The 26,685-nt window shown below is 60.0% G+C and carries 27 protein-coding genes; 12 read left to right on the top strand and 15 right to left on the bottom strand.

All coding sequences use genetic code 11. The features are described from left to right. Positions 1-110: 110 nt before the first annotated feature. Together rdgB and hemW are read left to right on the top strand one after the other, a co-directional pair. On the top strand, positions 111-746 hold the full coding sequence (gene rdgB / locus ACZ5IL_RS01410) for an RdgB/HAM1 family non-canonical purine NTP pyrophosphatase (RefSeq protein ID WP_464594709.1): 636 nt from the start codon (positions 111-113) through the stop codon (positions 744-746). Then, entirely contained in the window at positions 733-1,893 is a 1,161-nt protein-coding gene (gene hemW, locus ACZ5IL_RS01405) for a radical SAM family heme chaperone HemW (RefSeq protein ID WP_464594708.1), read from the top strand. The genes rdgB and hemW overlap by 14 nt, the downstream gene beginning before the upstream one ends. 230 nt (positions 1,894-2,123) lie before the next feature. Here the strand turns inward: hemW and ACZ5IL_RS01400 are convergent, their stop codons facing one another. Then, the gene (locus ACZ5IL_RS01400) at positions 2,124-3,344 is read right to left on the bottom strand and encodes a penicillin-binding protein activator (protein WP_464594707.1); all 1,221 of its coding nucleotides are present in this window, start codon (positions 3,342-3,344) and stop codon (positions 2,124-2,126) included. 268 nt (positions 3,345-3,612) lie between these two features. Between ACZ5IL_RS01400 and rsmI the strand changes: the two genes are divergently transcribed. The 5 genes from rsmI to ACZ5IL_RS01375 all read left to right on the top strand — a co-directional run bounded on the left by rsmI (position 3,613) and on the right by ACZ5IL_RS01375 (position 10,083). Continuing rightward, a complete protein-coding gene (rsmI, locus tag ACZ5IL_RS01395; RefSeq protein WP_464594706.1) occupies positions 3,613-4,566 on the top strand; it encodes a 16S rRNA (cytidine(1402)-2'-O)-methyltransferase in 954 nt (317 codons plus the stop codon). Beyond that, entirely contained in the window at positions 4,553-4,960 is a 408-nt protein-coding gene (locus ACZ5IL_RS01390; RefSeq protein WP_464594704.1) for a YraN family protein, read from the top strand. The genes rsmI and ACZ5IL_RS01390 overlap by 14 nt, the downstream gene beginning before the upstream one ends. Positions 4,961-5,008: 48 nt before the next feature. Continuing rightward, positions 5,009-5,950, top strand: a complete 942-nt coding sequence (gene gshB / locus ACZ5IL_RS01385; protein WP_464594703.1) for a glutathione synthase — start codon at positions 5,009-5,011, stop codon at positions 5,948-5,950. A 92-nt stretch (positions 5,951-6,042) separates the two neighbouring features. Next, positions 6,043-7,581 (top strand): YifB family Mg chelatase-like AAA ATPase, encoded by a 1,539-nt coding sequence (locus ACZ5IL_RS01380; RefSeq protein WP_464594702.1) that lies wholly within the window; start codon positions 6,043-6,045, stop codon positions 7,579-7,581. Between the two features lie 243 nt (positions 7,582-7,824). Continuing rightward, positions 7,825-10,083 carry a response regulator gene (locus ACZ5IL_RS01375; RefSeq protein ID WP_464594701.1) on the top strand — a complete coding sequence of 753 codons (2,259 nt, stop codon included), beginning with the start codon at positions 7,825-7,827 and terminating at the stop codon, positions 10,081-10,083. A 63-nt stretch (positions 10,084-10,146) separates the two neighbouring features. On the opposite strand, the gene coaA is transcribed toward ACZ5IL_RS01375, so the two are convergent. The 7 genes from coaA to hisB form a co-directional block, all read right to left on the bottom strand. Further along, positions 10,147-11,103, bottom strand: a complete 957-nt coding sequence (gene coaA, locus ACZ5IL_RS01370; protein WP_464594699.1) for a type I pantothenate kinase — start codon at positions 11,101-11,103, stop codon at positions 10,147-10,149. Between the two features lie 83 nt (positions 11,104-11,186). Beyond that, a complete protein-coding gene (locus tag ACZ5IL_RS01365) occupies positions 11,187-11,510 on the bottom strand; it encodes a phosphoribosyl-ATP diphosphatase (RefSeq protein WP_079445180.1) in 324 nt (107 codons plus the stop codon). Positions 11,511-11,587: 77 nt separating this feature from the next. Beyond that, entirely contained in the window at positions 11,588-12,364 is a 777-nt protein-coding gene (gene hisF / locus ACZ5IL_RS01360; RefSeq protein WP_079445179.1) for an imidazole glycerol phosphate synthase subunit HisF, read from the bottom strand. Between the two features lie 15 nt (positions 12,365-12,379). Further along, positions 12,380-13,129 (bottom strand): 1-(5-phosphoribosyl)-5-[(5-phosphoribosylamino)methylideneamino]imidazole-4-carboxamide isomerase, encoded by a 750-nt coding sequence (hisA, locus tag ACZ5IL_RS01355; RefSeq protein ID WP_464594697.1) that lies wholly within the window; start codon positions 13,127-13,129, stop codon positions 12,380-12,382. Further along, a complete protein-coding gene (hisH, locus tag ACZ5IL_RS01350) occupies positions 13,117-13,767 on the bottom strand; it encodes an imidazole glycerol phosphate synthase subunit HisH (RefSeq protein ID WP_464594696.1) in 651 nt (216 codons plus the stop codon). The genes hisA and hisH overlap by 13 nt, the downstream gene beginning before the upstream one ends. After that, a complete protein-coding gene (locus ACZ5IL_RS01345; protein ID WP_464594695.1) occupies positions 13,764-14,288 on the bottom strand; it encodes a DUF2628 domain-containing protein in 525 nt (174 codons plus the stop codon). The genes hisH and ACZ5IL_RS01345 overlap by 4 nt, the downstream gene beginning before the upstream one ends. A 26-nt stretch (positions 14,289-14,314) precedes the next feature. Then, complete coding sequence (hisB, locus tag ACZ5IL_RS01340; protein ID WP_079445175.1) at positions 14,315-14,908, bottom strand: imidazoleglycerol-phosphate dehydratase HisB; 594 nt, start codon at positions 14,906-14,908, stop codon at positions 14,315-14,317. A 364-nt stretch (positions 14,909-15,272) separates the two neighbouring features. On the opposite strand from hisB, the gene hslV reads away from it, so the two are divergent. Continuing rightward, on the top strand, positions 15,273-15,827 hold the full coding sequence (gene hslV / locus ACZ5IL_RS01335; RefSeq protein WP_464594694.1) for an ATP-dependent protease subunit HslV: 555 nt from the start codon (positions 15,273-15,275) through the stop codon (positions 15,825-15,827). 147 nt (positions 15,828-15,974) lie between these two features. Beyond that, entirely contained in the window at positions 15,975-17,276 is a 1,302-nt protein-coding gene (hslU, locus tag ACZ5IL_RS01330; RefSeq protein WP_079445173.1) for an ATP-dependent protease ATPase subunit HslU, read from the top strand. A gap of 219 nt (positions 17,277-17,495) precedes the next feature. Here hslU and ACZ5IL_RS01325 read toward each other — a convergent pair whose 3' ends face one another. From ACZ5IL_RS01325 to ACZ5IL_RS01315, 3 genes are read right to left on the bottom strand one after another with little or no spacing between them, the layout of a single operon-like run. Next, positions 17,496-18,077, bottom strand: a complete 582-nt coding sequence (locus ACZ5IL_RS01325; protein WP_464594692.1) for a Smr/MutS family protein — start codon at positions 18,075-18,077, stop codon at positions 17,496-17,498. Further along, complete coding sequence (gene mltA, locus ACZ5IL_RS01320) at positions 18,074-19,636, bottom strand: murein transglycosylase A (RefSeq protein ID WP_464594690.1); 1,563 nt, start codon at positions 19,634-19,636, stop codon at positions 18,074-18,076. Before mltA ends, ACZ5IL_RS01325 begins: the two co-directional genes overlap by 4 nt. Then, positions 19,560-20,261 carry a Tim44/TimA family putative adaptor protein gene (locus ACZ5IL_RS01315; protein WP_464594689.1) on the bottom strand — a complete coding sequence of 234 codons (702 nt, stop codon included), beginning with the start codon at positions 20,259-20,261 and terminating at the stop codon, positions 19,560-19,562. Before ACZ5IL_RS01315 ends, mltA begins: the two co-directional genes overlap by 77 nt. Positions 20,262-20,682: 421 nt before the next feature. Between ACZ5IL_RS01315 and secB the strand changes: the two genes are divergently transcribed. Continuing rightward, positions 20,683-21,168 carry a protein-export chaperone SecB gene (gene secB / locus ACZ5IL_RS01310; protein ID WP_079445169.1) on the top strand — a complete coding sequence of 162 codons (486 nt, stop codon included), beginning with the start codon at positions 20,683-20,685 and terminating at the stop codon, positions 21,166-21,168. Positions 21,169-21,217: 49 nt separating this feature from the next. Here secB and dnaQ read toward each other — a convergent pair whose 3' ends face one another. The 4 genes from dnaQ to ACZ5IL_RS01290 all read right to left on the bottom strand — a co-directional run bounded on the left by dnaQ (position 21,218) and on the right by ACZ5IL_RS01290 (position 24,151). Continuing rightward, positions 21,218-21,952, bottom strand: coding sequence for a DNA polymerase III subunit epsilon (gene dnaQ / locus ACZ5IL_RS01305; RefSeq protein ID WP_464594688.1), 735 nt, complete (start codon positions 21,950-21,952; stop codon positions 21,218-21,220). Positions 21,953-22,076: 124 nt separating this feature from the next. After that, a complete protein-coding gene (gene coaE, locus ACZ5IL_RS01300) occupies positions 22,077-22,676 on the bottom strand; it encodes a dephospho-CoA kinase (RefSeq protein ID WP_464594686.1) in 600 nt (199 codons plus the stop codon). A gap of 16 nt (positions 22,677-22,692) precedes the next feature. Further along, positions 22,693-23,301, bottom strand: coding sequence for a Maf family protein (locus ACZ5IL_RS01295; RefSeq protein ID WP_464594685.1), 609 nt, complete (start codon positions 23,299-23,301; stop codon positions 22,693-22,695). 7 nt (positions 23,302-23,308) lie between these two features. Next, positions 23,309-24,151, bottom strand: coding sequence for a pyruvate, water dikinase regulatory protein (locus tag ACZ5IL_RS01290; protein WP_464594684.1), 843 nt, complete (start codon positions 24,149-24,151; stop codon positions 23,309-23,311). Between the two features lie 426 nt (positions 24,152-24,577). On the opposite strand from ACZ5IL_RS01290, the gene hemJ reads away from it, so the two are divergent. Then, a complete protein-coding gene (gene hemJ, locus ACZ5IL_RS01285; RefSeq protein ID WP_079445165.1) occupies positions 24,578-25,000 on the top strand; it encodes a protoporphyrinogen oxidase HemJ in 423 nt (140 codons plus the stop codon). Positions 25,001-25,279: 279 nt separating this feature from the next. Then, positions 25,280-26,545, top strand: a complete 1,266-nt coding sequence (rho, locus tag ACZ5IL_RS01280) for a transcription termination factor Rho (protein ID WP_009796565.1) — start codon at positions 25,280-25,282, stop codon at positions 26,543-26,545. The last annotated feature ends 140 nt before the right edge of the window (positions 26,546-26,685 follow it).

Genomic DNA, 26,685 nt, shown 5'->3' with positions numbered 1-26,685 from the left:
GCGTTTTCGAGCAAAGTGGGGACCGGTTCGCGTCAAGAAACTGCGTCAACACAAGAAACCGGAGCCTGACTTTGAATTCCGTCAAAGTCGGAATGGCTTTAGGATCGGCCATGAATCGTCGGATCGCCGGCAAGCTCGTGATCGCCACCCACAATCCCGGCAAGCTCGCCGAGATGCGCGAGCTACTTGCGCCGTATGGCGTCGAGGCGATCTCCGCAGGCGAGCTCGGTCTCAGCGAGCCTGAGGAAACAGGCGATGATTTTCGCGCCAATGCCCGGATCAAGGCTATCTCTGCGGCCCTGAGCGCAAAGCTTCCGGCTTTTGCCGACGATTCCGGTCTGGTCGTCGATGCGCTCGATGGCGCACCGGGCATCCACTCCGCGCGCTGGGCTGGCGAGACCAAGGATTTTTCCGCAGCAATGGCCCGGATCGAGCGCCTGCTGCAGGAGCGTGGCGCAACGAGCGCGGAGAAGCGCAAGGCTCACTTCGTTTCGGCGCTCTGCGTCGCGTGGCCGGACGGCCATCTCCAGGAAGTCGACGGACGAGTCGACGGCACGCTGGTATGGCCGCCGCGGGGCACGGCCGGATTTGGCTATGATCCTGCGTTCCTCCCGGACGGACATACGCGCACCTTCGGCGAGATGACGGGCATTGAAAAGCACGGGCTTCCGCCGCGGGGCCTTGGCCTGTCGCATCGCGCCCGCGCGTTCGTGAAGCTGGCGGAGATTGCTCTTGATCGGCGCTAATCCGACCACTGCCTTCGGCATCTATGTGCACTGGCCGTTTTGCCTGTCGAAATGCCCGTATTGCGATTTCAACAGTCATGTGCGCCACGCGCCGATCGATGAAGAGCGCTTCGTTCGTGCTTTCCAGCGCGAGATCGAGACCACCGCCGCACGCGCGCGCGGCCGAGAGGTGTCCTCCATTTTCTTCGGCGGTGGTACCCCGTCCTTGATGCAGCCGCAGACCGTTGGCGCGATCCTCGACGCAATCGGAAAATATTGGGGCGTCGCTGATAACGTCGAGGTCACGCTGGAAGCCAATCCGACCAGCGTCGAGGCCACGCGATTCCGCGGCTATCGCGCAGCGGGCGTCAACCGCGTGTCGCTCGGCGTGCAGGCGCTCGACGATTCCTCGCTAAAGGCTCTCGGACGCCTGCATACCGCGCACGAGGCGCTGGAGGCGGTGGCGATCGCACGCTCCGTCTTCGATCGCTATTCCTTCGATCTGATTTACGCACGTCCCGGCCAGACGCCAGCGATGTGGACCGAGGAACTGCGGCAGGCGATCTCGGAAGCGGCGGAGCATCTGTCGCTCTACCAGTTGACTATCGAGGAGGGTACGCCGTTTTTCGACCTGCACGCAGCCGGGAAACTCAGGACCCCCGACGAAGCGATTGCGCGCGCGCTGTACGACGTCACGCAGGACGTTTGCACGCGTCACGGCATGCCAGCCTACGAGATCTCAAATCATGCGCTGCCCGGCGCGGAATGCCGGCACAACCTGCTTTACTGGCGCGGTCAGGAATATGCGGGAATCGGGCCCGGGGCGCACGGTCGCCTTGACATCGACGGCATCAGGCATGCCGTCGCCACGGAAAAGCGGCCGGAAGCCTGGCTCATGCGGGTCGAGGCGATCGGCAACGGAATCGTCGCCGATGATCTGCTCAACAGCGAAGAGCGCGCCGACGAATTCCTGCTCATGGGACTGCGCTTGCGCGAGGGCATCGATCCACAGCGCTACGCGGCGCTATCGGGCCGCTCTCTTGATCCGCGGCGAATCGCAATCCTCCGTGACGAAGGCGCGATTACGATCAGCACCGATGGCCGCCTGCGCGTCACGCAGGATGGCTTTCCCCTCCTCGATGCCGTGGTGGCCGATCTCGCCGCCTAGCTATGCTGGCTTTGATGGAGTCAAAGCTGGGCTCCAGCATTTGTTTGGCGCGTTTTCTTCGCGCGAAGCCGGTACCCACTTCGCTCGAAAACGCTATAGAGCGGGATGAGGAAAAGTGTGGTGCGGTTTTTCGCCGGTATCTCACTTCTCAAATACTGGAATCGATCACGTTCATGATTCTGGATCGATTCGATCCAAAGTCATCGTGATCTGACGACGCGGGCTACAGATCAGGCGCCAAAACTTTTCGGCGAACCTGCTGCCGGCTGGCCGCCGCCGGATGCGACTCGCATGACGGCGAGGCCCCGCTGGTTGGTGCCGTCGGAACGGAACCGAAACAGACCGTCGATGCCGGCGAAGCCTGACGCATTGGTCAGCGTCTCGGCCGCGAAGCGCTGCGGGCCTTGGGTGCGAGCAAGAGCCGCCACCAGCGCGACGGCGTCATAGGCAAGGGTGGCCGTACGTACCGGATCGCCGCCATACTTGGAGCGGTAGCGCCCTGCGAAGCTACGGAAACCGGATGGATCAGGGGCGGCATAGAGGCCGCCCTGCAGCGACGCGCTGGCGAAAACGCGAGGATTGTCCCACAGACCGGTACCCAGAAGCTGGACATTGCGCAGATTCGCACCCGCCGTGGCGAGCGCGTCAACGACCGAAACCACCGCATCGCCGTCATCGGCGATCAGCAGCGCATCAGCCGAGCGGAGCGACTGCGCCACCTTCCGTGCCGCACTGGCGCGATCGGCGCCATATTTCTCGAATGCGACGATACGCCCGCCGCGATGGCCAACTGTCTGTTTGAAGGCAGCCTCGACGACATTGCCATAGGCATTTTCGGGCACCAAGGCAGCAAACGAGCGCTTTCCGGTGCTGGTGGCATATTCGACGATCCGGTTGACGTCCGATTCAGGGAGAAAACTCAGAAGATAGACGCCCCGGCCCGCCACGCTTGAATCAGTCGAGAACGCGATCACCGAGGTGCCGCGTGTCCGCGCCACCTGAGCAACCGCCGGAACAGATGCTGCGAACAGCGGACCGAGAATGATTTCGGCTCCTTCATCGAGCGCTTGTTGCGCTCCCTGTTGCGCACGCTGCGCCGTACCGGCGGCGTCCTTGACCAGCAACTGGACATTCGGGTTCTGAAATTCCGACAGCGCCATCTCGGCCGCGTTTTTCATCGACTGCGCCGCAACGCTCGCATTGCCTGCGGCCGACAACGGAAGGAGCAAACCGACCTTGACCTGACCCGTACCGATTGTAGCTGCCTGCTGAGGCGGACCGGCCGCCTCTGGCTGCGGAGAAGAACCGGGGGAACTGGAAAAATTGTTCGTCAGCGTTTGCTGGACGCCCGAGCAGGCGCCAAGCAGAGGCGCGCCGATGACAAGGCCCAGCGCGGCTCGCCGAGTCGCTCCCAGGCGCTCAGATTTCGGTTCGAAGGGATCCTTCATCATTATCCTTGCAGTGCACCCATTCCGGACAGGTCCGGGCACAAGCCCCGCGGAATCAGCCATATTGCCGATGCCGCCAGTTAACCAAAACAAACGGATCGTGTCCGCCCCGAATTTAGCTCCATACCCAACCTTGGATACCGCGGAACATCGAAAAGCATGGGACGGACCCGTTCGCACGCAATCTTTGTGTTATCCGGCTTCGGCGCCGAAGACGCTTCTTGACACGAGCCGAACTCATTTTTCTCGAAAATGTTATAGAAGTCGCAGTATGCGTGCAAAATCCGCCTCTTTGAAATCGGACATCGAAACCCCGGGTACCCGGACCTTTTCCATAGCGGGCCATCAACTGGTTGCCCCGACGGCCGCGCCCGGTCTTCACCTGGTCGCCACGCCGATCGGTCATCTCGGAGATATCACCTTACGAGCGCTTGAGACCCTCGCAGGCGTCAATATCATCGCCTGCGAGGACACCCGCATCACCCGCCGCATCACCGAACGCTACGCGATTACAGGCGTGCTCAAGCCTTACCACGAGCATAATGCTGCGACAGCGCGTCCGAAAATCCTGGCGCAGCTGGCACAAGGCGCCTCCATCGCCCTGGTCTCCGATGCCGGCACACCGCTGATTTCCGATCCGGGTTTCAAACTGGTACGTGAAGCGTGTGCCGCTGGTCATCAGGTGATCGCGGTTCCGGGACCATCTTCGGTGCTAGCGGCGCTGTCCATAGCAGCGCTGCCGACGGACCGGTTCTTCTTCGAGGGGTTTCTGCCGGCAAAGGAGGTCGCGCGCCGCACGCGCCTTGCCGAACTCGCAAGGATCGATGCCACGCTGGTCATGTTCGAGTCCGGCAGTCGTATCCGGGATTCCTTGCACGACCTCGCGGCCATCCTCGGCAATCGCGACGCCACGATCTGCCGCGAACTGACAAAGCTGCACGAGGATATCCGCCGCGCGACCCTCACGGAGCTCGCGCAAGCGGCCGAAACGCTGGAAACACGGGGCGAATTCGTCCTGGTCGTCGGACCACCAACGGCTGATGCAGGCACGATGTCCTCCGACGAGCTGGACGATCTGCTGCTGACGTTGTTGAGGGAGGGCAGCGTCAAAGACAGCGTGGCTCACGCGGTCGAAATCTCGGGCCTCCCCCGACGTCAAATCTATGCCCGCGCGCTTGAGCTCGCCGGACAGATGAGGGACCGTGACAACAATGACAGCAGGTAAGGACCGTTCCCGAAACGGCCCAGAGGCGGCAGCGCCCGAGCGCGTCGCGGCGTTTCGCACCGGTCTTTCGGCGGAAGGTCTCGCCGCAGCCTATCTGATCGCCAAGGGCTACCGGATTCTGGCACGCCGGTTTCGCACGCCTCATGGCGAGATCGATATCGTGGCCCGCCGGCGGCAACTTCTCGCTTTCGTCGAAGTCAAAGCCCGTCGCAGCCTCGATGATGCTGCCTATGCAGTGACGCAGAGACAACAACAGCGGATCGTCAACGCAGCCCAAGCCTGGCTTATGGCGCACCCCGAACATGCGACTTTCGAATTCCGCTTTGACGCCATGCTGATTGCGCCGCGACGTCTGCCGCGTCATCTGTTAGGTGCATTCGACGCCAGCACATAGCCTGACGTATTCAGACGCTTTCGCATTGACACAACCCGGACCAACAAGATGAAACTGAAAGTCGCCGTTCAGATGGACCCGATCGCGCGCATCAACGTTCGCGGCGATTCAACTTTTGCACTGTTGCTGGAGGCACAGCGACGCGGCCACGAAATCTCATACTACACGCCGGATAAGCTATCGCTTCGCGGCAAGGACGTGGTTGCATGGGTCCAGCCGTTGACCGTTCGGGATCAGGAGGGCGACCATTATACGCTCGGTGAAGCAACGCGCTCTTACCTAGAATCCTTCGACGTCGTATTGCTGCGCCAGGACCCTCCGTTCGATCTCGCCTACATCACGACGACTCACTTGCTCGAGCGCATTCATCCGAAGACGCTCGTGGTCAACGACCCGGCAAGCGTGCGCAATGCGCCGGAAAAGCTGTTCGTGATGGATTTTCCGGAGTTGATGCCGCCGACGTTGATTTCGCGCAATCTCGACGAGATCAATTCGTTTCGTGACGAGCATGGTGCGGTGGTCATGAAGCCGTTGCATGGTCACGGCGGAGCCGCAGTGTTTCGCGTCACGCCGCAAGACATGAACTTCGGATCGCTGTTCGACATGTTCTCGGTGACGTTTCGCGAGCCGTGGGTAATCCAGCGCTTCCTGCCCGAGGTCAAACACGGCGACAAGCGCATCATCCTCGTCGACGGCGAATTCGCAGGTGCTGTCAATCGCGTGCCTGCCGCTGACGATCTGCGCTCCAACATGGTGCGTGGCGGTGCGGCGCGGGCAACCGACCTCTCTCCCCGCGAGAGCGAGATTTGTAAGCGCATTGGTCCGGCGCTGCGCGAGCGCGGTCTGTTGTTTGTTGGCATTGACGTCATCGACGGCTTGCTCACCGAAATCAACGTTACCTCGCCGACCGGAATTCGGGCGATTGCCGCATTGGGCGGCCCGGATGTCGCCGGAAAAATCTGGGACGGGATCGAGGCGAAGCGCCAATAGGCTCACCTAGAAATCCTGCAGCCTGTGTTCCCTTAATGTTCTTGTACATCGGGAAGTTGTAAGCTAGCTTCGCCGTGGCAAAGGGGGCTGCCATGGTTCAGCGGGTATCCACCGTCGCATTTGAAGGAATCGAGGCGCGCGCGGTCGACGTGCAGGTGCAGGTCGCTCCCGGCCTGCCCGCCTTCAATATTGTGGGCTTGCCAGACAAAGCCGTGTCCGAGGCCCGGGAGCGGGTGCGGGCGGCCCTGATCGCTTCAGGTCTTGCGCTGCCGGCGAGACGAATCACCGTCAACCTGGCTCCGGCCGATCTGCCCAAGGAAGGCAGTCACTACGATCTCCCGATTGCGCTCGGCCTGATGGCGGCGATCGGAGCGATTCCCTCCGACGCGTTGTCAGGGTTTACGGTACTCGGCGAACTCGGCCTCGACGGATCGATTGCGGCGGTAGCGGGGGTTCTGCCCGCTGCGATCGGTGCGAATGCGCGCGATGAAGGGCTGATCTGCCCCGCAGCCTGCGGCGCGGAGGCAGCCTGGGCGAGCCCCGACATCCAGATCGTCGCCGCCAGTTCGCTCATTCAGATCGCAAATCATTTCAAGGGAACTCAGGTTCTGTCTCGCCCGCAGCCCCGGATTCGTGAAACCCAAGGTAGCGCTCTTGATCTTCGCGACATCAAAGGGCAGGAGAGCGCCAAGCGTGCGCTCGAGATCGCAGCCGCCGGCGGACATCATCTGCTGATGGTCGGCTCTCCCGGCAGCGGCAAATCAATGCTCGCGGCACGCCTGCCTTCGATTCTCCCACCGCTGTCGCCGGCCGAGCTGCTGGAAGTGTCGATGATCGCGTCGGTTGCCGGCGCAATCGACGGCGGGGCGCTCACCTCGCACCGGCCGTTTCGCGCCCCGCATCATTCCGCCAGCATGGCCGCGCTGACGGGGGGCGGCACGCGCGCCAAACCCGGTGAAATCTCGCTCGCGCATAACGGCGTCCTGTTTCTCGACGAGTTGCCGGAGTTCGATCCGCGCGTGCTGGATTCGCTCTGGCAGCCGCTCGAGAACGGCGAGATCGCGGTGTCCCGCGCCAATCATCGCGTGACCTATCCCGCGCGTTTCATGCTGGTGGCGGCGATGAATCCATGCCGCTGCGGCCATGCCTTTGAGCCTGGCTATGCCTGCAAGCGCGGCCGCATCGACCGCTGCACCGCAGACTATCAAATGCGCATCTCGGGACCTCTCCTGGACCGCATCGATTTGCGCATCGAAGTGCCGGCTGTGACCGCCTCCGATCTCATTCTGCCGCCTTCGTCGGAAGGTTCGGCCGAAGTCGGCGCTCGTGTTGCCACGGCACGTGACATTCAGGCAGCGCGCTATGCGGCGCTCGGGCTTCCGAATATCCGGACCAACGCCGAAGCCCCGGCGGCCGCGCTGGAAGACATCGCGCAACCGGATGCACAAGGGCTGAAGCTGCTCCGCGACGCCGCGGAAAGCATGCGTTTGTCGGCGCGAGGCTATCACCGGGTGCTACGCGTCGCCCGCACGCTCGCGGACCTCGATGGCGCTGACAAGATCGGCCGGCTGCACCTTGCCGAAGCTCTGTCCTATCGCGCGCTCGCCGACGACATCAAACGCGCGGCCTGACAGCGCTCGTCTCCGTCCGCGACGGATCACCAAGTTGCCGCCGCGATTTGCCTCGCGACACCGGTCCTGCGACGTCTCGATAAGACCTCGTTAACCTTGTTCGCATCCGAACCGTTTCCGGCGCGGCCCTCGAGGACTTCCGCAAGGTCATGCTTTCATGCTGACATGGGACACACACGCTGCGCGTACTTTCGTTGGCGGCAATCGCCTCCGACGAGCGCTGCAGGAAATTCGGGAAGGTCGATGGCAGCGCGATTATTCTGGATGAGGGCGCGCCTGCGCGGGCTGATCCGGCAACATCCCCGGCTGAATGTTGCTTTTCGAGCCTTCATGACCTTTTCAATCGCGTTCGGAGGTGCCTACGGTTTCATTTCCGGAAGCCGAAGCGCCGATTACGACCCTCACGCCTTCGCAATCGGCATCAGCTTTCTGTTCGCGCTTGCTTGTGTCGCGCTGGCGATCCAGAGCATGCGCTTGCGCAGGATGCGCAAGAAAGTTCGCAAAATTGCTCTCCATAATGAAGCGCTCGCTGATCGCAATTGGGAGCTGAAGGAAGCGGAGGAGCGCGCGCGCTGCCTTTTCGAGTCGCAGGGCGATCTGATCGTTTTGCGCGATGGAACCGGCACCATCACTTCGGTGAATGATGCCTATTGCATCCTGGCTCAGCGATCGCGGACGGAGCTGCTTGGCAGTCGGTTCGCGCTCCCCGTTCTCAAGCAAAGCGAGAGCGTGATTGAATCGAACGGCACGCGCATTTACGATCAGCGCGTCGAAACCGCACGGGGCCCCCGCTGGATTGCATGGCGCGAAGCCTTGATGCGGATCGACGCCAACCATCCAGCAGAACTGCAATGCGTCGGCCGCGACATCACCGATCGTGCCGAGACCGAGCGTGTGCTCGGTGAAGCGCGGGATCACGCGAACGCGGCCAACCAGGCCAAATCGCGTTTCCTGGCGATGACGTCGCACGAGTTTCGCACACCACTTAACGGCATCATCGGCATGAGCGGATTGCTGTTGGAAACCTCGCTCACGCCCGAACAGACGACATATGTCAAGGCAGTGAAGGCATCCGGAGATGCATTGTTATCGCTGATCGAGGAGTTGCTCGACTATTCCAAGATCGAGGCCGGGAAGATCGACCTGGAACGCCGCCCTTTCATCCTGTCCGATCTGATCGAGGACATCACCGAACTGCTGGCGCCGCGCGCGCAGGCCAGGCAGCTTGAAATCGCCGCCTATATCGATGAGGCCCTGCCAACCGAAGTAATCGGAGACGCCGCGCGCTTGCGCCAGGTGCTGCTCAATCTTGCAGGCAACGCAATCAAATTTACGTCGTCCGGCGGCGTTGCGCTGACCGTCGCCCCCGGCGTCGGGCACGACGATATCCGCTTCATGGTCCGTGACACTGGAATTGGCATTGCGCCGGATGCGCAAGCTCGGATTTTCCGTGATTTCGAGCAGGCCGACGACCAAATTGCGCGCAATTACGGCGGATCGGGACTGGGGTTAAGTATCAGCGATCGCATCGCCAAACGGATGGGCGGGCGCATCACGCTGCAGAGCAAGCCGGGTACCGGTTCGACATTCGAGGTCTCAATCCCTCTTCCTGCTCACGAGAGCGCACCAGAACGAAAGCGCTTTGTCGCGCCGGATCTGGCGGGACGTCCGGTCATGCTCGTGGCGCCTCAGACCATCGAGACATCGCTGCTCGCCCGGCGTCTGGAGCGATGGGGGGCCGAGACCTGCACGACATCGGACCTCGCAGTTGCTTACGCGCTGCTTCCGGAGCGAGCGTGGCACGCCGTGCTTGTCGATCATGCGATGGGCGGAGATGATATCTGGCGGCTCGGTCAGGCTGCCCGCCATCATGCGGCACGCCGGATTGTCATGGTCACGCCATCCACAAGGCAGGATCTTCAGGCCACCGGCGCCGCGGCGTTTACGGGCTATCTCGTCAAGCCTTTGCGAGCTGCGTCGATCGCAGCGCGATTGTCTGCGCCGACCGAGGACTCGACCTTCCTTCGCACCACTAACAGCAAGCCTGATTGCGACAGTCTTGAAAGACCCGAGACATCGACCACAACTTCCGCATCAAGCCTTTCAATTCTCGTCGCGGAGGACAATGAGATCAATGCGCTCTTGACGCGATCACTCCTGACCCGCTTCGGGCATAACGTCATCGTCACCGCAAACGGAGAAGAAGCGCTGGAATCGTGGGACGCCGCCCTAGCCGCGGGTAAGCCCTACGATCTCGTCCTGATGGACGTCCAGATGCCGACCCTCGACGGTATTGAGACCACCAGGAAAATTCGCGAACGGGAAGCCGCCCAGTTCGGCCGCCGCACGACCGTCTTGGCCTTGACCGCCAACACGCTGATTGACGATCGTTATGCCTGCTTCGAGGCCGGCATGGATGGCTTTCTCGTCAAGCCGCTCGATCGCGACAGGCTGACCGAAGCGCTTGCGGGATTGACGGCCGCTCGTCGCGTCCCGGCCTGAGGTAACTGCACCAGTGCGCACGTCTCGCTGCCAATGAGACCTACGTTTGCGCGCGAGAAATCTCTAAAGCCGCCTTAGCGCGACCTGCTCGACGACATGATCGGCCCCCTTCGTGAGGATCAGGTTCGCACGGGGCCGCGTCGGCAGAATGTTGTCCTCCAGATTGGCACGGTTGGTGCGCTCCCAGATTGCAATTGCCGTTGCGATCGCTTCATCGTCCGACAGCAGCGCGTACCGATTAAAATAGGACCGTGGATCCTGAAAGGCCGAATCCCGCAGGGCAAGAAAGCGGGTCACGTACCAGTCGCGCAGCACCGGCTCTTCGGCATCGAGATAGACAGAGAAGTCGAAGAAATCGGAGACAACCGGAACGGCCCTGCCGTCGCGCGGCAGCGGACCGGTCTGCAGAACATTGACGCCTTCGACGATCAGAATATCGGGTTGACTGATCTCGATCCAGTTATGAGGGACGATGTCGTAAGTCAGATGCGAGTAAACCGGTGCGCGCACCGGCGCACGGCCGGCCTTGATGTCACTGAGAAACGACAGCAGAACCGGCAAGTCGTAACTCTCCGGGAAACCTTTTTTCTGCATCAAGCCGCGTCGCTCGAGCACCGCGTTCGGAAACAAAAATCCGTCAGTCGTGACGAGTTCGACTTTGGGGCGCGGCGACCATCGTGCGAGCAGCGCTTGCAACACGCGCGCCGTCGTTGATTTTCCAACCGCAACCGACCCGGCAACACCGATGATATACGGCACCTTGCGATCATGAATGCCGAGAAACTGACGCTGAGCAACAAAGAGACGCTGCATCGAGGCCACATAGATCGACAGCAACCTGGACAAAGGCAGATAAATTTCCTCGACCTCCACGAGATCGAGTCGATCATGCATCGACCGCAACGCCGCGATTTCATTCGCGGCAAGCGTCATCGGCATATCGTGGCGGAGTTTCGCCCATTCGGCACGGGGGAAAACCCGATACGGATTATATTGCTGCTGTTCTGCCCGCGAATCCATGAAGCTTGCCTCGGGACTGGAGCATGATCCCGAAAAGTGAAAACCGGCTTTCGGAAAAAATCATGCTCAAGTTGAATCGGACTCTAGTCGCGATTGCGGGCGGCTTTCTCTTCGAGTCCCGATCTCGTCGTGCGTTGCGCCAAAACAGCTTCGACATCTTCCAGCGTCACATCCCTGGCCTTCAACAGCACAAGGAAATGAAACAGGAGATCAGCACCTTCGGCGATCAAATGATGCCGATCATTTTCGACCGCCGCGATGACCGTCTCAACAACTTCCTCGCCGAGCTTCCTGGCGCAATGTACGGGGCCCTTGTCGAGCAGCTTTCGCGTGTAGGACGCATCGCCCCCGGATGCAGCCCGGGCGTCAATGATGGCAGCAAGATCATGGATCGTGAAACGCGGCATAATCCGTCTACTCGTCCGGTCGTACTTTAGGCACGCGACAACTGTTGAATACCTAGCACTTATGCGATCCAAAGTCGTCAGGGATCGAGCCGCATGGCCAACCCGGCGCGAACCATATGCTCCTTGGCTTCGCGAATGGTAAATTCGCCGAAATGAAAGATCGATGCCGCAAGGACCGCCGTGGCATGGCCTTCGCGAATTCCATCGACCAGGTGATCGAGGTTTCCGACACCGCCAGACGCGATCACGGGCACGGAAACGCCATCGGCCACGCGCCGGGTCAGCGGCAGATCGAAGCCCTGGCGGGTGCCGTCGCGGTCCATCGACGTCAGCAGGATCTCGCCGGCGCCGAGCGACACCACTTCCTGCGCATACTCGATCGCATCGATGCCGGTGGATTTGCGTCCGCCATGAGTGAAGATTTCCCAACGGTCCGCGCCACCGGCCCTCGACACCCGTTTGGCATCGATGGCGACCACGATGCACTGGTCGCCGAACTTTTCCGCGGCCTCTTTGACGAACTCACGCCGGCTCACCGCTGCGCTGTTGATCGAGACCTTGTCCGCTCCGGAGCGCAGCAAGGTACGGATATCCTCAATGGTGCGAACGCCGCCGCCCACGGTCACCGGCATGAAGCAGGCTTCCGCGGTACGCCGAACCACATCCAACATGATGCCGCGATTTTCATGCGTTGCGGTGATGTCGAGAAAGGTGAGTTCGTCGGCGCCGGCGGCATCGTATGCGACCGCCGCTTCCACGGGGTCGCCCGCATCCCGCAGGTCCACGAAGTTGACGCCCTTGACGACCCGTCCATCCTTTACGTCAAGACAGGGTATGACACGGACCTTGAACATCGTCGCCCGATACTCTCAAGCCGCCGCACGTGCGGCGTGGATCAGCTTCAGCGCTTCAACGGGATCGAGCCGGCCATCATAGAGCGCCCGTCCAGCAATGGCGCCTGCGAGCTTCTTCGCACGCGGCGCGAGCAGCGCCTTTACATCCGCGAGGGAGGCGAAGCCACCCGACGCAATCACCGGAATTGAAATGCTGTCGGCGAGCGCGATCGTGGCATCGAGGTTCAGGCCCTTCAGCAAGCCATCCCTGGCAATGTCTGTGAAGATGATCGCCGCGATTCCAGCGTCCTCGAATCGTCGCGCGATGTCGAGCGCCGACACTTCCGATGTCTCGGCCCAGCCGTCCACCGCGACTTTGCCGTCACGCGCATCGAGACCGACCGCAACGCGCCCCGGAAACGCCCTGGCGGCTTCCTTGACCAGAACAGGATCGCGCACCGCGGCCGTGCCGATGATGACGCGCGCAACACCCTTGCCGAGCCAGGCTTCGACCGTTTTCAGATCCCGAATGCCGCCGCCGAGCTGAACCGGCAGGGCAACGGTTTTCAAGACCCGCTCAACCGCATCTGCGTTCACGGGCTTACCGGCGAACGCGCCGTCGAGATCGACCACATGCAGATACTCGAAGCCTTGTGCGGCGAATGCGCGCGCCTGCTCGGCGGGATCAAGATTGAAGACGGTCGCGCGCGCCATATCGCCCTGCTCGAGGCGAACGCACTGACCGTTCTTGAGATCGATGGCGGGGAAGAGGATCACGGTTTCCATCTCAGGAAATTGGCGATTAGAGCCAGCCCGAATCGCTGGCTCTTTTCGGGATGAAACTGAGTGCCGATCGCGGTGTCCTTGCCGACGATCGCCGTCACCGGACCACCATAGTCGGCGCGCGCGAGCACGTCGGTCTCGTTGGCGGCGTTCAGGTGGTAGGAGTGCACGAAATAGGCGTGACGGCCCTTCGGTCCCAATGGCAGACGCTCGAGCACCGGATGCTCCCGCACCGGATCGAGCGTATTCCAGCCCATGTGGGGAATCTTCAGTCTCTCGTCGCGCGGCGAAATTTTCTCGACGTCGCCCGCGATCCAGCCTAGCCCGTCCGTTGTCACGTGCTCCCTGCCCCGCGTCGCCATCAGCTGCATCCCGACGCAAATGCCCAAAAACGGACGCGCTTTATCGCGTACCGTCTCCGTCATGGCCTCCACCATGCCGTCGAGCGCATCAAGGCCCTTGCGGCAATCGGCGAACGCGCCGACACCGGGCAGTACCACGCGATCGGCCCGGAACACCACATCCGGATCGCGCGTCACGATGATCTTTTCCGAACCTTCCATGTTGCGCGCCGCGCACTCAAATGCCTTGGCGGCCGAATGAAGATTACCGGAGCCATAGTCGATAATCGCGGCCGTCACCGCCTGAACCCGGGTTGAGGAAACAGGCCGACGATGTCGCCGCGCAGCGTCGACGGCGGAAGGGAGTGGTCCGAAGCACTTCGGGTCGGAGGCGGCGCGCCGCGATCGATTGCCAAGGGATCGAAATCCGCGCCCCGCTCCGCTCGCCAGCGATCGAAAAAGCGCCGCTCAGCGGCTTCCTCATCGTCTGCGACAACGACATCGAGCGGACGCCACTTTTGCCGCGACAACGTCCAGCGCCGCAAACTCGCCGCTTCCAATCCCATCAGCACGGCGATCACGGCCATCACCGCCATGCGTGTCCCCCCGCTGACGCGCAGCAGCGTCATCGTGGCTTCCACCGCGATCGACAGAACCAGATACGCACCGAGCGCCAACCAAAGTCGTTGGTAAAGCAGCCACAATGGACCGAACACAAAAGCCCCGAACGAAAAGCCATCGCGAACGAACACGAAATTGTCCGTGGTGCCGCGCACGTCTGGCCCGTCGACCGGTGGCGCATGGACTGTATAAACCGACATTGCACTCTCCGCTGACAACGAAACGGTCAGCCGCCGAGCTGACCCTTTGTTGATGGCACTTCGTCCGCAGCGCGCGGATCGATCGCTACCGCTGCACGAAGCGCTCGCGCCAGACCCTTGAAGCAGGATTCGGCGATATGATGGCTGTTCTCGCCATATAGCGTCTCCACGTGCAAAGTCACTCCCGCATTGACGGCAAAGGCATTGAACCATTCGCGCACCAGTTCGGTGTCGAACTCACCGATCTTGTCGCGGGGGAAATCGACCTTGAACACGAGCACCGGCCGGCCGGAGATATCGATCACGATCCGGGACAGCGTTTCGTCCATTGGCATATAGACGCTGGCATACCGGCTGATGCCAACCATCGAGCCGAGCGCCTGCTTCACAGCCTGGCCCAGCGCGATGCCGACATCCTCCGTCGTGTGGTGGTAATCGACGTGGAGATCGCCGACGGCTTTGACCGTGATGTCGATCCGCGAATGGCGGGCGAGCAGATCCAGCATGTGGTCAAAAAAGCCGATGCCGGTTGCAACCTTCGACACACCGGAGCCATCGAGGTTGACCGCGACCTCGATGTCCGTTTCCTTGGTCTTGCGCTTGATGCTCGCCGTGCGCATGAAAAGCTCTCTGCCTCGCGCATGATCCGCCTCCGCCAGAGTGTAAGCGGTTGGGCAACAAGATCACGCGCCATCTAACGATCTGAGCGCGTCGGACACAAAATCGATATCCATTCCTGCTGACCGCGCTCTGATAGAACGCGGCTCTTTTAACAGGCTCAGGTCCCCTTCGCTACTGCGGGATGATGCATTTTGCTGGTGTTCTTCGAGCATGGTGACTAGTGGAAGGATTTGACATTCGCCACCCATTTGCCGCGGGCACCGAGATGCGAATGTTGGAATTTGGACCACTGGAACGGAATCCAACGCCGATTGCAACGCGGCGCGGCAATGCCTAAATCTGGCGGGTCATCAAGGGGTTCATATGCAAGCATCACAGCCGGAGGTGTGGCACGGCACCACGATCCTGACCGTCCGCAAGGGCGGCAAAGTGGTCATTGGCGGAGACGGTCAGGTTTCGATCGGACAGACCGTCATCAAATCCAACGCGAAGAAGGTCAGGAGGCTTGGAAAAGGCGACGTCATCGGCGGCTTCGCCGGCGCCACCGCCGATGCCTTCACCCTGTTCGAGCGGCTGGAAAGCAAGCTCGAACAGTATCCTGGCCAACTCACCCGCGCCGCCGTCGAACTCGCCAAGGACTGGCGAACCGATCGCTATCTGCGGCGGCTGGAAGCCATGATGATCGTTGCGGACAAAGACGTTTCGCTGGTGCTGACCGGGACCGGAGACGTTCTGGAGCCCGAATCCGGCGTGATGGCGATCGGCTCTGGCGGGAATTACGCGCTTGCCGCCGCAAGGGCCCTGGTCGACTCCGACAACGACGCCGAGACCATTGTCCGCCGTTCTCTCGATATCGCCGCCGATATCTGCGTTTATACCAATCGAAACTTGACGGTCGAGATGCTGTCCACGGATTGAGCACGTCGGCTCCTGCAGGAGGCTCTTGTCGGAGTATTCGTGACAACCGTCGTCGTGCCAATCTATCCAGCTCGGCGTCACTGGCAGGCCGGGCGGCCCATCATTTGACCGCTTGTTCCCCCAACGATCCAACATATCTTCGAGAACATGATGAACTTCTCTCCTCGCGAAATCGTCTCCGAACTCGACCGTTTCATAGTTGGCCAGACCGACGCCAAACGCGCCGTCTCCATCGCGTTGCGCAATCGCTGGCGGCGCCAGCAATTGACCGGACCACTGCGCGAGGAGGTGTTGCCGAAAAACATTTTGATGATCGGCCCGACCGGCGTCGGCAAGACGGAGATCGCGCGACGGCTGGCGAAGCTTGCAAACGCCCCCTTCCTCAAGGTGGAGGCCACTAAATTCACCGAAGTGGGATACGTCGGACGCGACGTCGAACAGATCGTCCGTGATCTTGTGGAGGTCGCGATCGGCCAGACCCGCGAGCGCAAGCGCAAGGACGTTCAGGCACGCGCGCAGCTTGCCGCCGAGGAGCGCGTTCTGGACGCCTTGGTCGGCGCCAATTCGAGCGCCGCAACGCGTGATTCCTTTCGCAAGAAACTGCGGGCAGGTGAACTGAATGACAAGGAAATCGAGATCGAGACGCAATCATCCGGCGGAGCACCGATGTTCGAGATTCCCGGCATGCCGGGAGCACAGGTCGGTGCGATCTCGATCGGTGATATCTTCGGCAAGATGGGCGGACGAACCAAGACCCGCCGGCTGACCGTTTCTGACTCTCATGAAATCCTGATCAACGAGGAGTCCGACAAGCTGCTCGATAGCGATCAGCTCACGCTGGAAGCGATCGCTGCGGTCGAAAATAACGGCATCGTGTTTCTCGACGAGATCGACAAGATCTGCGTGCGTGACGGGCGCAGCGGCGGCGACGTCTCGCGCGAAGGCGTGCAGCGCGACCTGCTGCCGCTGATCGAAGGAACGACGGTCTCGACCAAGCATGGCGCGGTGAAGACCGACCATATCCTGTTCATCGCGTCAGGCGCGTTTCATATTGCCAAGCCTTCCGATTTGCTCCCCGAATTGCAGGGCCGGCTGCCGATCCGCGTCGAACTGGAGGCTCTGACACGCAATGACTTGCGGCGCATCCTGACCGAGCCAGAGGCCTCGCTCATCAAACAATACGTCGCGTTGATGCAGACCGAGGAGGTCACGCTCGACATCACCGATGATGCCGTCGACGCGCTCGCGGATATCGCGGTTGCGGTGAATTCAACCGTGGAGAACATCGGTGCAAGACGGTTGCAGACCGTCATGGAGCGGGTGCTCGATGACATCTCGTTCACGGCCCCTGACCGCAAAGGCGAGACGGTCCGCATCGACTCCGGATATGTCCAGAAGCATATTGGGGATCTGGCCAAGAATGCCGATTTGAGCAGGTTCATCCTCTAGAGTCTGTCACCGCGTCACGGAAACGGTGAAAGATTCTATCTTTTATTTTAACGCGTTTTCTTCACGCGAACCGAATTCCATCCTCGGGTCAAGCCCGAGGACATGCTTCGCTCTAAAACGCTATGGAGACTGATTCCGACATCAGACTCGGGCGCTGGCTTTTGATCGCGCCTTTTGATCGCGGATGATCCAATCCCGAAAACCGGTTCGTTTTCGGGATTATGCTCTGACTCGGCGTCGCAACCGCACGTAAAGCGCGCCCTCGCCGCCATGGCCGGAGTGCGCCTCGTCGAAACCCACGACCAGCGAGCGAAACTCGGGGAGAGCAAGCCATTGCGGGACCTGCCGGCGCAGTACGCCCCGCTCGGAGTCCAGCCCCCTCGCGCGGCCCTTGCCGGTAATGACAAGCACGAAGGTGAGGCCATCGCCCGACGCGTTTTGCAAAAATTGCAGAAGGGCTCGATATGCCCGCGTTTGCGTCATGCCATGCAGGTCGATCCGAGCATCGATGTCTTTCCGCCCTCGGGACAATTGCGATCGCTCGCGGCGGGTGAGCGGCGTCGGCTGCGGGCTATTGAATCTGGCCGTTTTTTTGATTGAGTTTGATTCGGACCACGTCGCGGGGTTCGCAATCCTGGCGGACTTCACTTCAAACCGGGGTTGCAATGGATCTGGCCGAGGTCGTTTGCGCAATGGCTTGGCTTGCCCCGCAACGCTTTCCCACAAACGGCGCTCCTCGTCCGTAAGTACGCGCTGGCAGCTCGGCCGCGCGGATGCGTCGGGCGACAAGCGGCGTTTCATCGCGCCCAGCGATGCCAGCGGCGGCGGTAATGGGTGCGATGCCGCGGATTATGCACGGATCTGACGTCAGGCCGCACCGAGGGTGGCCGGGTAGTGTCCGATGGCGCGGCTTTCGCCGCTGGCACGGGAGCAGCCCCGGCTTGCTCACCCGCGGGAAAAGAAGAGGGCGCGGAGGAATGCGGGGTGTTGGCCGGCTTCTGATCCTTGGGCGGAAAAAGCTTTGCGATTCTTGCCGAGGGTCGTGTTTGCGGAAGCGGCATGGTTCTGGCGCGAGCTACCGGATCAAGGCTGTTCGGGACGAGCATGACGAAGTGCAAATGGTGTCGCAGACGGCCCGACACCCGCCCCGCTTCCGAACCGGCGCCGAAGTAAAGGTCCGCGCGGGCCGGACCAACAATGGCAGAGCCTGTATCTTGCGCGATCATCAGTCGATGAAACGGCGTTTTCGCCTGTTCGGATTCGATCGGCAACTCGCCTTCGATGAAGAAAGGCGTGCCATAGACATGCAACGATTTGTCGACCGCAATCGACCTGCCCGGCGTCAAAGGCAGACCCTGTGCTCCGATCGCCTCGTCGTTGTCCGAGAGCTTCACCTCGTGAAAGAACACGTAGGAGCGGTTCTGACGGCGCAATTCCTTGGCGCCATCCGGGTTTTCAGTCATCCACTGCCGGATGCGTTGCATCGACATCTGATCCTTCGGGATGATGTTGCGTTCGATCAGAATACGACCGACCGCGGTATATGGATATCCGTTATAGGAATCATAGTTGATGCGTAAGGTAGAGCCATCCTCGAGCCGAACGCGCGCTGAGCCCTGGATTTGCGTGAAGAGCAGATCGGTCTGGCTCTTGAGCCAGCAGATTTCGAGACCGCGGCCTTCGATCGCGCCATCCTCGATTTCGGCGCGATCGTAGTAGGGGACCAGCTTTCGGCGGCCAATCTTGCGATACACCGGCCCGCTGTTGGGCAGGCTCGGCGCGCTTTGCGTGAATCCCCGGACAAAAAGGTTCGAAGGACGCCGATAAACCGGGACGGTGTAGACATCCGTTCTGGCGCGCGATCCGTCGATGATTGGCTCGTAATAGCCGGTAACGAAGCCGTCCGTTTCGCCGAGGCGTGAAATGCGCACGGCCCGGAAATGGTTTTCGAAGAAGGCTCTCGCTTTGGCGTCATCTGAGATGTTGGCCGTCTTCGCCGCTCGGCACGGCTCCCGCAAGGTTGCGCCGAGCGCCTTCTGATCGACGGCCGATATACGCTGCACCGTTACGGCGCGGCAGCTGGCGCGAAAAGCCTTGAACGCGTCAAGATGATTGTCGTTGTTCCAGCCAGCGATGCCAGCCCAGGAAACCGGCGAGTATTGACCACCAACGATCTCGAGCGGCCCGGCCGAACGATGACGGCTATCGTGAGCCTGGACGGCGACAGGCACAATCGCAGCGGCGATGCACAATCCAACTGCGCACCTTCTTAACCGATAAAGATCAGCTGGCGCTTCCGGTGCCAACCAGTTTCCAGTTCGGATCGCGCGACGAGATATCGCGGGCAAACGTCCAAACATCGGTAATATCGGAAATTCTCTCAGGGTTTCCGTCGACGATCACTCCAGTCCTGTCGCGGGTGACAGAAATCATCTGCGAAATGAAGCGGACCGTCAGTTGCTCGGCGCCGTCTCGCAATTCTGCACCGATCAACTCGGCTTTATCGATTGATACAAATCGCGTTTCGGTCTTCTGCTCGAGTCTCTCTCTATCCTTGATAGCCGCATCAAAGCTTTCATAGACATCCGACGACAGCAGGTCCTTCAAAGTCCGGCGATCCCCGTTGGCGAATGCCAGTACGATCATCTCATAGGCACTGCGTGCGCCGCTCAGGAAATGCCCGGGATCGAAGGAGGAATCCTGGGCCGCAATAGCATCGAGCCCTAAAGCGAGTGTCGTGCCCGGTTCAGCCAAATTCTTCCAGCGATCGGAATTTGGCCCCACATCGGCGGTGGGCGTCGCGGATGACTGATTGATCACGGTTCCTGGCACCGGAACGACGTTGTTGTCCTGGGTACCACGCAGGACTTCCCGCGTAGCATCATAAGGCGGACGCTCACTTCCTGTCCGCTGCCCGAGAACACTGCGCAGACGCAGGAAAATAAAGACCGCCAGCGCCAGGAAAATGATGGTGTAAATATCCACGTCGTCTTCACTTTCTGATCGGCTAGGATCACGACCTGCGAACAAACGTCCGGCCGTGGGCCAGGTTCGCATCGGACGGCCGGATTTATTTAAGTACGAAACATAGTCCGGCCAAGGGCGGATTTTAGCATAACGAGCGGACCAGGGAGGGTGCCTCCTTTGCCAAGTTGACCAAACATAGCGCGTTTCCGATCAAAGGGGAAAGTCAGATTGCAGGCAGAAAGCGCATTCCCTCAACAGTTTGATGGCACGGGCGAAAGGCCTGTGGTGCGACCGAGGGACGCCCCGGGTTCACTGGCGCGTCCGCCGTCCTTGTGGACAGCGGCAGGCTTATGTTAGCCACTCGCCCCGACGCGGCACTTCGCTCTTCAAGCAGGCGCATCGTCTGACAAGTCGGCTTGAAGTTTTAGGAGAGAGATCCATGACCAACGGCAACGGCACGCCTCCCGAGGCAGCCCCTTCACCCCAATTGAACGTGCTGGCCCAGTACACCAAAGATTTCTCTTTCGAGAATCCCAACGCGCCCGCCTCCCTCGCGCCTCAGCAACAGCCTCCGTCGATCAGCGTTCAGATCAATGTGGGCGCCAGCAACGTGGCGGAGAACGACTATGAGGTGGTGCTTAAAGTCGAAGGCAAGGCTGAACATACCGGCAAGCTGATGTTCAGTTTCGAGCTCGCCTATGCGGGCGTGTTCCGGATCGTCAACGTCCCCCAGGAAAATCTTCACCCCCTGGTCATGATCGAATGCCCACGGCTGCTGTTCCCATTCGCTCGCGAAATTGTCGCCACAACCGTTCGTGGCGGCGGATTTCCGCCACTGATGCTCGACCCAATCGATTTTGTAAGCCTGTATCGACAAAACATGGAGCGTCAGGCCGCCGCCGCGGCGCAACAAAAGCCAAGCTAATCCACCGCAAGCGAGGCCGTCGCCCTTAAGGGTGATTCAAATACGTGAATCAGACGCCAGCCCGTTCCAGGGCCGGCTTCAGCTTTTCGGATTCCTGTGCGAGGAATTCCGTCCAGATCGCCTTCTCGCCGAGGGTAGCGACGAAATCCCGATGCGCAATGCGGTCGTCCTCGGTCACGCGCGAGGACAGCGGCACCGTTCGCTGACGTCTTGGCAGTTCCAAAGTTCCGCCGGATTGGCGGGATGTGGTTTCAGCCAGGATCAGTTGCGACTGGCGCGCGCCGATGAGATCAATATAGACTTCCGCAAGCAGCTCGGCGTCCAGCAATGCGCCGTGTTTGGTCCGACGGCTATTGTCGATGGCATAGCGCGAGCACAGGTCGTCCAGCCGGTTCGAGACGCCGGGATGTTTTCGACGCGCCATCAATAGCGTATCTACCAACCGATCGCGGCCGATCGCCTGCCTTTTGAGGCGATCAAGCTCGGCATTGATGAAGCTGATATCGAACGATGCGTTGTGAATGATCAGAGGCGCATCACCGATAAATTCCAGAAACTCATCGACGACCTGCGCAAACAGCGGTTTGTCGGCAAGGAATTCGCTCGACAGGCCATGTACCGCGAACGCCTCTTGCGGCATGTCGCGTTCCGGATTGATGTAGCGGTGGAACGTTTGCCCCGTCGGCATGCGGTTGAATATCTCAACGCAACCGAGCTCAACCAGACGATCGCCTCGCAGCGGATCCAGGCCGGTGGTTTCGGTATCGAGAACGATTTCGCGCATGCGCTTTCGTGATATTAGAGCGTTTTCTAGCGAAATGGAGGCCAGTTCGCGTGAAGAAAACGCGTCAAATCAAAATCATGGTGCTCGCTTCTGATTCCCTCAGAAGCGAAACGGCTCAGAAGAATCAGAGCCGCCGCCGCGGCATCTTAACAGCTGCGGCCAAGATTTCCCGAATTTGCGCGCGCACGTGATCAAGACCGTGCGAGGTATCCACTACGAAATCCGCCCGCGTGCGCTTTTCGGCATCCGGCAACTGCCGGGCAAGAATCGCCTCCAGCTTTTCGCTCGTCATGTTGTTGCGGGCCATGATGCGCTTACGCTGAACGTCAGGCGTTGTCGTGACGACAACGACCGCGTCGACATCCTGCTCGCCGCCGGTTTCAAACAGCAACGGCACATCAACCACCGCTACCGCTGCACCTGACCGCTCAGCCTGCTCGAGAAACGCGCGACGGTAGACATGCAACATGGGGTGCACGATCTCCTCAAGCCGCTTCATGGCTGCGGTATCGTGCACGACCTTTGCCGACAATTTCTCACGGTCGACTTTGCCGTCGATGGTCGTTCCAGGAAACGTGGCCTCAATCACCGGGGCCGCCTCTCCTTCATAGATGGCGTGAACGGCCGCGTCCGCATCGTAAACTGGAATCCCCGCTTCCGAAAAAAGTCGGGCGGTGGTCGATTTCCCCATTCCGATTGAGCCGGTCAGCCCAAGCACCAGCATATCCGAACATCCGCTGTTACAGCGATAGCAACTCTTGAGAGCGCAGAAAAGCAAGCAGCGGCAACAGCGGCAAGCCTAGAATGGTGAAATGATCTCCTTCGATCAGGCTAAATAGATGGATGCCGAGGCTTTCGAGCTGATAGGCGCCGACACTGGAGGAAGCCGCATCGCCAACCGCGTCCAAATACACCCTGATCGTGTCCTCGCTCAGTTCCCGCATCGTCATCCGCGCGACTGAAACATCTTCAAACAGCGGCTTACCGTCGCGCACGACCGAGACGCCGGCATGCAAAAGATGAGTCCGCCCAGAAAGCGCACGCAGATGTGCGACCGCGCGCTCGCGGCTCACTGGCTTGTTGAATAGACAGCCATCGCATTCAAGCGTTTGATCCGCGCCGATGACGTAGCGTCCGGGTGAGCGCAGCGAAACCTCACGAGCTTTTTCACAGGCCAAACGGGCCGCGATCTCACTGGCGGTCGTGAGGCCGGAACTTTGCTGGACGGTTCGCTCGTCGATCGCAGCCGGGACTGTCTCGAATGACAGACCTGCATTGGCGAGCAATAGTTGTCGCACCCGGCTTTGCGACGCCAGTATCAGGGGTTTTGATTCGCGCCATATCGCCATTGCCCGCCTACCCCGGACCACGCTGCCGGCGCCTGTCGGCAACCAGCTTCATGATCGCCGCGGCTGTCTCCTCGATCGACCGGCGTGTAACATCCAGTTGAGCCCAGTCGTGCTTCACACTCAGGCGGCGGGCGTGGATCACTTCGTCCGTAACAGATTGGCGATCGGTATAGGCCTCATTGCCTGGTCCTGCCCCGATGCTCAACAACCGGTTCTGCCGGACCTGAATCAGGCGCTCGGGTGTTGCATGAAGACTGACAACCAAGGGGTTCTTCAACGATTCGAGTTGACGCGGAATCGCGATGCCCGGCACTAGCGGAACGTTCGCAGTGCGGATGCCGCGGTTGGCAAGGTAGACCGACGTTGGCGTTTTCGAGGTGCGCGACACACCGACCAGAACGACGTCCGCCTGCTCCAGACCTTCGACATGCTGCCCGTCGTCATGCATCATCGTGTAGTTCAAGGCGTCGATACGCTTGAAATAGTCCGCGTTCAGCGTGTGTTGGGCACCAACGCGGCCGGTGGTATCAGCGCCAAGGTAGGCCTGAAACAGCTGCATGACTGGGCCGATAATCGAAAGGCTTGGGCTGTTAATCGCCTGGCACTTAGCCTCGAGGCGCGCCACCAGATCCTTTTCCAGCAGTGTGAACAGAACGATTCCTGGCGCTTCCTCGATTTCCGCAAGAACGCGATCGAGCTGCTTCTGGCTGCGAACCATAGGGTAGACGTGTTCGATCGGCGTGACATCGGCATATTGGGCGGCCACCGCGCGTGAAACGGTGATCAGCGTCTCGCCAGTCGAATCGGAGACAAGATGAAGATGAAAATTGCGGCCGGTCACGGGTGCCATGGACCTGCATACCCTGTGTATCGTTGTGGAGACCTAGCCGCAATTTCGCTTGTTCTGCGACAGCTACGGGATAACCTCGATTTTTCTTCACAGGTCTCCTGAAGGCAAAACTCTGTCCGCCGTCTCGGAAGATAGTAGGGCTGTGTGGACTTGTCTCTTGATAATCACGTGCGAATACGGGGTAAGTATCTGGCTCCACGACGATCTTTTGATTGATCGTGAATACCTTGGAATCTCGTGCCTATGTGGGCAAGTTACGGAAAAGACGGGGACGACATTGCGTTCGCCCAATTCACCGTCACTTAGACTCAAACTGAAGAATCTTAAGATTTTCTTTAGAAAGAGTCGCTTGCGGATATCGCTCCGATTCTGGCAGGTACTGGACGCGCGGCAGATCGTAAAACCGAGACCTGAACGAGACGATCGATGTACGAGTGGATCAAAGCCTTTCATGTCATTGCGATCATTTCCTGGATGGCGGGAATGCTTTATCTGCCGCGGCTGTTTATCTATCACTGCGATGCGGAGATCGGCTCGAAGCAATCCGAGACGTTCAAGATCATGGAGCGCAGGCTCTTCAAGGCCATCATCAATCCGGCAATGATGGTGGCCTGGGGACTCGGACTTTATATGATGTGGGAGCGTCAGTGGTATTCGGTCGGCTGGTTTCAGGGTAAATTGGCGCTCGTCATCCTGATGTCCGCCGTTCACGGCTATTTCGCCCGTCGCGTACGCGATTTCGCGGCCGACCGCAATGTGATGAGTCAGAAATTCTATCGTATTATCAATGAGGTTGTAACAGCCCTCATGATAGGCATCGTTATTCTGGTCATCGTCAAGCCATCTTAGGCCGGAAAACGGCCGGCAAGAGTCTGTCAGCACCTCCTTGCGCGGAGGCAATCAATTTTCTATATTGTGTGCATCCCACCCTACGCAGGCGGATGTGGTCGCGCCCCGGTTTCTAAATCGAACCGGTCGCCACGTCAGGTTTGAAGCCTTTCGGTGCCCTTCCTCGCTCGAGGTTTTTCCCGGTACGGGCAGGACTGCGGACTTTTCTTTCGGTCGTCGTCCGCATCTTCACGAAACCGCCTGGCAATCCTCCTCAAGCATTCCACAGGACTTCTCCCAATGCGGGAAATGAAACTTCAAGACCTCAAAGCCAAGACTCCAGCTGAACTCGTCTCGTTTGCGGAAGAGCTTGGGGTTGAAAATGCCAGCACCATGCGCAAGCAGGAGTTGATGTTCGCGATTCTGAAGCAGCTTGCCATCCAGGAAACCGATATCATCGGCGAGGGTGTCGTTGAGGTGCTCTCGGACGGCTTCGGCTTCCTGCGCTCGCCGGACGCTAACTATCTGCCTGGTCCGGACGATATTTATGTTTCGCCATCGCAGATTCGCCGCTTCGGCCTGCGAACCGGAGATACCATTGAAGGGCATATCCGCAGCCCTAAAGAGGGCGAGCGCTACTTTGCGTTGTTGAAAGTCAACACGCTCAATTTTGAGGATCCTGAGAAGTCCAAGCACAAGGTCAACTTTGACAACCTGACGCCTTTGTTCCCCGATCAGCGGTTCCGGCTTGAGCTGGAAGATCCCACTCGTAAGGATCTGTCGGCGCGGGTTATCGATATCGTCGCTCCGATCGGTAAGGGTCAGCGCGCCTTGATCGTGGCGCCGCCACGGACCGGCAAGACCGTGCTGATGCAGAACATCGCGCACTCCATCACCGCCAATCATCCCGAATGCTATCTGATCGTTCTTCTGATCGATGAACGTCCCGAGGAAGTCACCGACATGCAACGCTCGGTGAAAGGCGAAGTCGTGTCTTCCACTTTCGACGAACCGGCGGTGCGCCATGTCCAGGTTGCCGAGATGGTGATCGAAAAGGCCAAGCGTCTGGTGGAACACGGTCGCGACGTCGTTATCCTGCTCGATTCGATCACGCGTCTGGGCCGCGCCTACAACACCGTGGTGCCCTCCTCCGGCAAGGTATTGACAGGCGGCGTCGATGCTAACGCCTTGCAGCGGCCAAAGCGGTTCTTCGGCGCGGCGCGCAACATCGAGGAAGGCGGCTCACTGACCATCATCGCCACCGCGCTGGTCGATACCGGAAGCCGTATGGACGAAGTGATCTTCGAAGAGTTCAAGGGTACCGGTAATTCGGAGCTAATCCTAGACCGCAAGGTCGCCGACAAGCGAACCTTCCCGGCGATCGACATCGCCCGCTCCGGGACGCGCAAGGAAGAGCTGATCACCGATCCGCAACTGCTCAAGAAGATGTATGTGCTGCGGCGCATCCTCAACCCGATGGGTACCATGGATGCGATCGAGTTCCTGCTCGACAAGCTGCGTAACACCAAGAACAACGGTGAGTTCTTCGAGTCGATGAATACTTGATTATTCGGGTTTGAGTGCGCGGCTCTCGCGCAAGCGAGAGTGTTTGGATTCTCATCCCGCTTTCGAGTTTCCTAGAGCATTATCGTTTCTGATTGAATCAGAAGCGAAGCTCTGGATTATCGTTTTGACGCGTTTTCTTC

This window comes from Nitrobacter sp. CN101 (genome assembly GCF_055390255.1).
The sequence above is the reverse complement of the archived record's forward strand: the minus strand, read 5'-3'. Positions and strand labels throughout refer to the sequence as shown.